We start from the raw sequence: 5624 nt of genomic DNA, 5'->3' as shown, positions 1-5624 counted from the left end.
GGGCGCGGGCGGCGAGGCGCTCGCGGCGCTCGAGGCCTCGGTCGACGCCCACCACCGGGCGCTGGGTGCGGCGGCCCCGGTGATCCGGATGGCGAACCTGGCTGCCGGGACGGGCGCGGACAACCCCAAGCGCCTGTCGTTGGGCACGTTCGTGCTGGTCCGACGGTTCGAGGAGGTCGTCGCCGCCGCCAACTCCAGGCTTACCGTCATGTCGGGCGGACGGTACGAGCTGGTGCGCAGCGACGAGCGGGAGGCGGTGCGGGCCCAACGCACCGGTCTGGCGATGAAGGTCCTGGACCACCACACCGAGCGTGCCCGCGACCCGCGGACGTTGTCCGGTGGCGAGACGTTCTACGTGGCCCTGTGCCTGGCCCTGGGCCTGGCGGACGTGGTGACCGCCGAGGCCGGCGGGGTCGACCTGGGCACCCTGTTCGTCGACGAGGGGTTCGGCTCCCTGGACCCCGAGACCCTCGAGGTGGTGCTCGGCGAGCTGGGGCGGTTGCGTGAGGGCGGCCGGGTGGTGGGCATCGTGTCCCACGTGGAGTCGCTCAAGCAGGCCGTCGCCGAGCGGATCGAGGTCAGACGGTTGCCCGGGGGCGCGAGCACGCTGACGGTGCGCGCCTGACCGTAGGGTTCCTGCCATGGGTGCGCGTGGAGTGGTCGCAACGGTCGTGGTCCTCGGTCTGGTCGCCGGTGGGGCGCTCGTCGCCGACACGGTGGCGCGGGACCGCACCGAGGAGCAGGTCGCGGCCGACCTCCGGACCCAGCTCGGGGGCCTCGACACCGAACCCGACGTGGCGATCGGGGGCTTCCCGTTCCTGACCCAGGTCCTGGCCGGTGAGCTGACCAGCGTCCAGGTGACCGCACCGTCGATCCAGATCGAGCAGGTGACCCTGCAGGACGTGGCGGTCGACCTCGGCGGGGTGTCCACCGGGACCCCCACCACGGCGCGCGAGGCCTTGCTGACCGCCCACCTGCCGCTGGACGAGGTCCGCGGGGCGATCGAGCTGCCGGTCGACCTCGAGATCGTCGACGGGTCCCTGCGTGCGGCGACCACCGCGCTCGGCCTCCCCTTCGAGGCGGTCCTGGCGCCCCGGGCGGCAGGCCGGGGCATCGAGGTCGCGGTCGAGGCGATCAGCCTCGGCGGCGCCACCATCTCCCTGGACCAGGCCCCCGGGGGTCTCGCCGACGACGTCCAGGGCCTGACGATCCCGGTCCAGGGCCTGCCGGAGGGGCTCCAGATCACCGATGTGACCCTCACCGGGGACGGGTTCGACCTGACCGCCGAGGGTCAGGACCTCGTCCTGGACCAGGCCGCGACCGGCTGAGGTGCCGGCCGGGGGTGCGCCCGGAGGCCGTGAGCGGTAGGTTCCGGGCGAAAAGTCCGCGCCCGGCACCAGGATCGAGGCACCCGTGACCGCACCAGCATCACCCCCGTCGGGCACCGCGCCCCGAGAGCAGTGGACGGGTCAGCTCGGCTTCGTCCTGGCGGCCATCGGCTCGGCGGTCGGCCTGGGGAACATCTGGCGGTTCCCCGGTGTGGCGTACGAGAACGGTGGTGGGGCGTTCCTCATCCCCTATCTGGTGGCCCTGCTGACCGCCGGCGTGCCGATCCTGCTGCTGGACTACTCCCTGGGGCACCGGTTCCGTGGCGCGACGCCCACGGTGTTCCGGCGACTGCACCGGCGTGCGGAGCCGCTCGGCTGGTTCCAGGTCGCGCTGTCCTGCGCGATCACTCTCTACTACACCGTGATCATCGCGTGGGCGGCGAGCTACATGCTGTTCTCGGTGAACCAGGCCTGGGGCGATGACCCCGGGACCTTCCTGGTGGGCGACTACCTCCAGGTGGGTGACCCGACCTTCTCGCTGCAGGTGGTGCCGCAGGTCCTGATCCCGCTGGTCGTCATCTGGGTGGTCGCGATCGGCATCCTGGCCCTGGGCCTTCAGAAGGGCGTGGAGCGGGCGAACAAGATCTTCATCCCGCTCCTCCTGGTGATGTTCCTGGCCCTGGTGGTGCGAGCCGTGACGCTGGACGGCGCCATGGACGGCCTCAACGCCTTCTTCACCCCGGACTGGCAGGCCCTGGCCAACCCCGGGGTGTGGATCGCCGCCTACACGCAGATCTTCTTCTCGCTGTCGATCGCGTTCGGCATCATGATCACCTACTCCTCGTACCTGCGTCGCCGCGCGAACCTCACCTCGACCGGGTTCGTCGTCGGGTTCGCGAACTCCTCGTTCGAGCTGCTCGCCGGAATCGGGGTGTTCGCAGCCCTGGGCTTCATGGCGTTCCAGACCGGGGTGACCGTCGACCAGCTCGACAACATCGCCGGTGTGACCCTGGCGTTCGTCGCGTTCCCGCAGATCATCTCGATGATGCCGGGCGGGGCGGTGTTCGGGATCCTGTTCTTCGGGTCGCTGACGCTCGCGGGCCTCACGTCCCTGCTGTCGATCCTGCAGGTGACGTCGGCGGCCGTGCAGGAGAAGTTCGGCATCACGCCCCGGCAGGCGGCGCTGCGCATCGGGGGTGTCGCCGCGCTGCTGTCGATCGCCCTGTTCTCCACGACCAGTGCCCTGCACGTCCTGGACACGATGGACACCTACGTCAACGAGGTGGGGGTCCTGACCTCGGCGGTCGTGATGACCGTCCTGGTGGGGCTGGTCCTGCGGCGCCTCGGCGACCTGCGCGCGCACCTGAACGACCGCGTGGGGGTCCCGGTCGGCCGGTGGTGGAGCGTGCTGGTGGGCGTCGTGGTCCCGGTCGTCCTGGGCTACATGCTGGTCGCGAGCGTGGTCGGCCTGGTCAGCGAGCCCTACGAGGGCTACTCCTGGACCTTCCTCGGGGTCGTCGGCTGGGGCACCCTCGGGGTGACGGCCGTCCTCGCCCTGGTGCTCACGCTGGTGCGGTGGCGGCGCGACCCTGACGACTTCGTCCCCCAAGCCCTGCCGGATCGGGTGCTGAACCCCAGGTCCCGGCGCCGTGCGACCGAGGAGGCACCGTGACCGGCACGGCCCTGACGTTCCTGATCCTGTCCGTCGTCCTGGTGTGGGGCGGCCTCGCGGTGAGCATCTGGAGGCTGCGGCGCGACGCCCGCCAGGAGGTGCCGGAGCCGGGGGAGACATCGGGCGGATCACCGCACTCGTGACATCAACGGGCTAAGGTCCCCTGCATGCCCACCCCCCACATCGACGCCGAGCCCGAGGACCTCGCACCCGACGTCCTGATGCCCGGTGACCCCCGCCGCGCCACCCGCATCGCCGAGACCGTCCTGGAGGACGCCAAGCTCGTCACCGAGGTCCGCGGGATCGTCGGGTACACGGGCACCTTCGACGGGCGCCCGGTCTCGGTGCTGGCGTCGGGCATGGGCATGCCGTCCATGGCGATCTACGCGACCGAGCTGTTCCGGTTCTTCGGTGCCCGGCGCGTGATCCGCATCGGGACCGCCGGGGGCATGGCCCCGCAGCTGAAGGTCGGTGACGTGGTGATCGCGAGCGCCGCGCACACCGACTCGGCGATGACCACCGGCCTGGTGCCGGGCGTGACCCTCAGCCACGCGCCGAACTACGCGCTGCTGTCCGCCGCGGCGACCGCCGCGGGGGTCGGCCCGCACCAGTCGGCCACGACGCAGCGGCCCGGCGCCTCCCCCGTCGGGGACGAGACCCGTCAGGTCAGCCAGCAGCGCCGCCGCCGCCGGGCCCGGAGCGGTGCGGTGCACGTCGGGCCGGTGTTCACGTCCGACCTGTTCTACGCCGAGCGACAGGGGACAATCGACGCACTGGTCCGGCACGGGACCCTCGCGGTCGAGATGGAGGCCGCGGCGCTCTACGCGACGGCCGCGGCCGAGGGCGGGCAGGCCCTGGCGGTCTGCACGATCTCGGACCTGCTGTTCTCCGAGGAGTCCCTGACGGCCGGGCAGCGCGAGTCGCTGTTCGACCGGTCGGTGGCGCTCGCGCTCGCGGCGTTCGCGACGGGTTGAGTCGCTCGTCCCGGTCCGCCGGCTGGGGCCCTCAGGTGCCGGTGGGGGCGTCCGCGCCGGTCGTGGAGAACCTCGCCCACACGTGCTTGGTGGTCTCGCTGGTGTACCAGCCGACGTCGAGGGAGAGGGTCTGGGCGAGGTACAGGCCGAACCCGCCGGCGCCCGGCTCCCGGACCCCGGCGATGTGGGGTGCGGCCGTGGTGTCGTGGTCGGCGACGTCGAGCAGGAACTCCTCACCGTTGCTGAGGAGCTGCACGATCGTCGGGGGCACCCCGTGCCGCAGCGCGTTGGTCGCGAGCTCGCTGGCGACCAGGACGATCTTCTCCGGGACCCGTCCGAGCCCACCCCCGGGCGGTAGGGCGTTGCCCGTGAGCGCCTTGTACAACGATGCCCGGAGCGTGGTGAGCTCCCCGGGCGTGTCGAGCACCCACGTCGCGACGGCGGTGAACTCCTCGGGGGGTCGGGAGGACTTCAGCGAGGTGGACATCGTGGGGGGGCTCCAGTCCTTGGTGGGCGCGCAGGGCCGGACGGCGGCCTCGGAGCCCCCGAGCAGCGGGTGGTGTCGGCCATGCCGTTGTAGCAGGTCCTCGATCGACGTGCAGCGTGAACCCGCCTGTGTCGTGGGATGTCTGAGGGGGCCGGTGGGCGTGGTCATCCGTGTGCGCCGGGCCGTGCCTCGTGCCCGGGCCTGCCGTGGGTCCGGTTCGCCTCCTTGAGCTGGGCCTCGTACAGGTGCCGGCGACCCCCGACGAGCGCGTCGCGCACACGCTTCTCCCAGTCGCGGAACGGCTGCCAGTAGCCGTCGTCGTAGTCCTCGACCACCTGGAACGTCCACCGGTGCGAGACCACGTTTCGTCCGAGCAGGTCGCGCCGCATGTCCTGGGCGAGCTCGCGGTGGCCGGCGGCCTCCAGGGCGTCGAGGGCGTCGGCGAGGTCGTTGTCGCCGCGGCCGGTCATGCGGTGGAACCCGTAGAGCATCCCTCTGGCCTGCTCGACCACCTCCAGGGCGGCCGTCAGGCGGCCCACCGCCTCGACCGTCGCGTCGTCGACCCCCTCCGGGACCTGGTGCGCGGCGTCGGGGCCGTCGGGTGCGGTGCGGGCGTCGGTGCGTTCGCCAGCCGGGCGCTCCTCGTTCTGCTCCATGGACAGATGGAACGCCTGCGCGCCGGAGTGGGCAACCTGGGCGCCGCACAGGCCTCATACCGGACATCCGTCTGCCGATCCTGCTGGCACGGATCCTTCCGACCGCTCCCGAAGGAGGTGGACATGTCCACCACCACGCCCCCCAGCGACGCACGCGCCGCGTCGCTCTCCGTGCATGCCGTCGGGTCTCGCGAGGTGAGCTGGCGGGTCACGCCGGCCCCGACGGGGCGACCGGGCAGCTACCTCGTCGAGCGCAACGGTGGCACGGTGGCTCGGTTGCAGACCCGGAGCACCGGCGGCTTCGCCGGTGAGGACCGCGACATGGACCTGGTGCGCTGGGCCCTGCTGCACGACTGACCCGGTCAGGCGTCGGTCTCGCCCAGCCCGAGGAACGCGCCGAGGTCGGTGAGGTCCTCGGGTGTGGTGGGCAGGTGGTCCGCCAGCCCGGCCGACCGCACGACGACGGCGCCCCACCGCGCGCGTGCGAGCGCCGCGGCCACCCGCCTG

General features: G+C 72.3%; 8 protein-coding genes. 6 read left to right on the top strand and 2 right to left on the bottom strand.

Going from position 1 to position 5624, the window contains the following annotated elements; all coding sequences use genetic code 11:
• The 5 genes from N869_RS12470 to N869_RS12455 form a co-directional block, all read left to right on the top strand.
• Window positions 1-625: SbcC/MukB-like Walker B domain-containing protein (locus tag N869_RS12470; protein WP_035062187.1), on the top strand; the 625-nt coding region annotated here is incomplete at its 5' end.
• 16 nt (window positions 626-641) lie between these two features.
• Window positions 642-1328: an LmeA family phospholipid-binding protein gene (locus N869_RS12465; protein WP_084137112.1), complete on the top strand. Its 687-nt coding sequence runs from the start codon at window positions 642-644 to the stop codon at window positions 1326-1328.
• An 85-nt stretch (window positions 1329-1413) separates the two neighbouring features.
• Window positions 1414-3000: a sodium-dependent transporter gene (locus tag N869_RS12460; RefSeq protein ID WP_052105514.1), complete on the top strand. Its 1587-nt coding sequence runs from the start codon at window positions 1414-1416 to the stop codon at window positions 2998-3000.
• Window positions 2997-3143 carry a methionine/alanine import family NSS transporter small subunit gene (locus N869_RS17435; protein WP_156968532.1) on the top strand — a complete coding sequence of 49 codons (147 nt, stop codon included), beginning with the start codon at window positions 2997-2999 and terminating at the stop codon, window positions 3141-3143. Before N869_RS12460 ends, N869_RS17435 begins: the two co-directional genes overlap by 4 nt.
• A 24-nt stretch (window positions 3144-3167) precedes the next feature.
• Complete coding sequence (locus N869_RS12455; RefSeq protein WP_035062185.1) at window positions 3168-3974, top strand: phosphorylase family protein; 807 nt, start codon at window positions 3168-3170, stop codon at window positions 3972-3974.
• A gap of 31 nt (window positions 3975-4005) precedes the next feature.
• Here N869_RS12455 and N869_RS12450 read toward each other — a convergent pair whose 3' ends face one another.
• Together N869_RS12450 and N869_RS12445 are read right to left on the bottom strand one after the other, a co-directional pair.
• Window positions 4006-4461 carry an ATP-binding protein gene (locus N869_RS12450; RefSeq protein ID WP_035062183.1) on the bottom strand — a complete coding sequence of 152 codons (456 nt, stop codon included), beginning with the start codon at window positions 4459-4461 and terminating at the stop codon, window positions 4006-4008.
• A 164-nt stretch (window positions 4462-4625) separates the two neighbouring features.
• Complete coding sequence (locus N869_RS12445) at window positions 4626-5117, bottom strand: hypothetical protein (RefSeq protein ID WP_052105513.1); 492 nt, start codon at window positions 5115-5117, stop codon at window positions 4626-4628.
• 123 nt (window positions 5118-5240) lie between these two features.
• Here N869_RS12445 and N869_RS12440 point away from each other — a divergent pair, with 123 nt between their 5' ends.
• A complete protein-coding gene (locus N869_RS12440; RefSeq protein ID WP_035062182.1) occupies window positions 5241-5474 on the top strand; it encodes a hypothetical protein in 234 nt (77 codons plus the stop codon).
• The last annotated feature ends 150 nt before the right edge of the window (window positions 5475-5624 follow it).

It is taken from the genome of Cellulomonas bogoriensis 69B4 = DSM 16987 (genome assembly GCF_000767165.1).
GTDB lineage: Bacteria > Actinomycetota > Actinomycetes > Actinomycetales > Cellulomonadaceae > Actinotalea > Actinotalea bogoriensis.
Note: the sequence above shows the minus strand (reverse complement) of the source record. Positions and strands in the feature narration are given on the sequence as shown.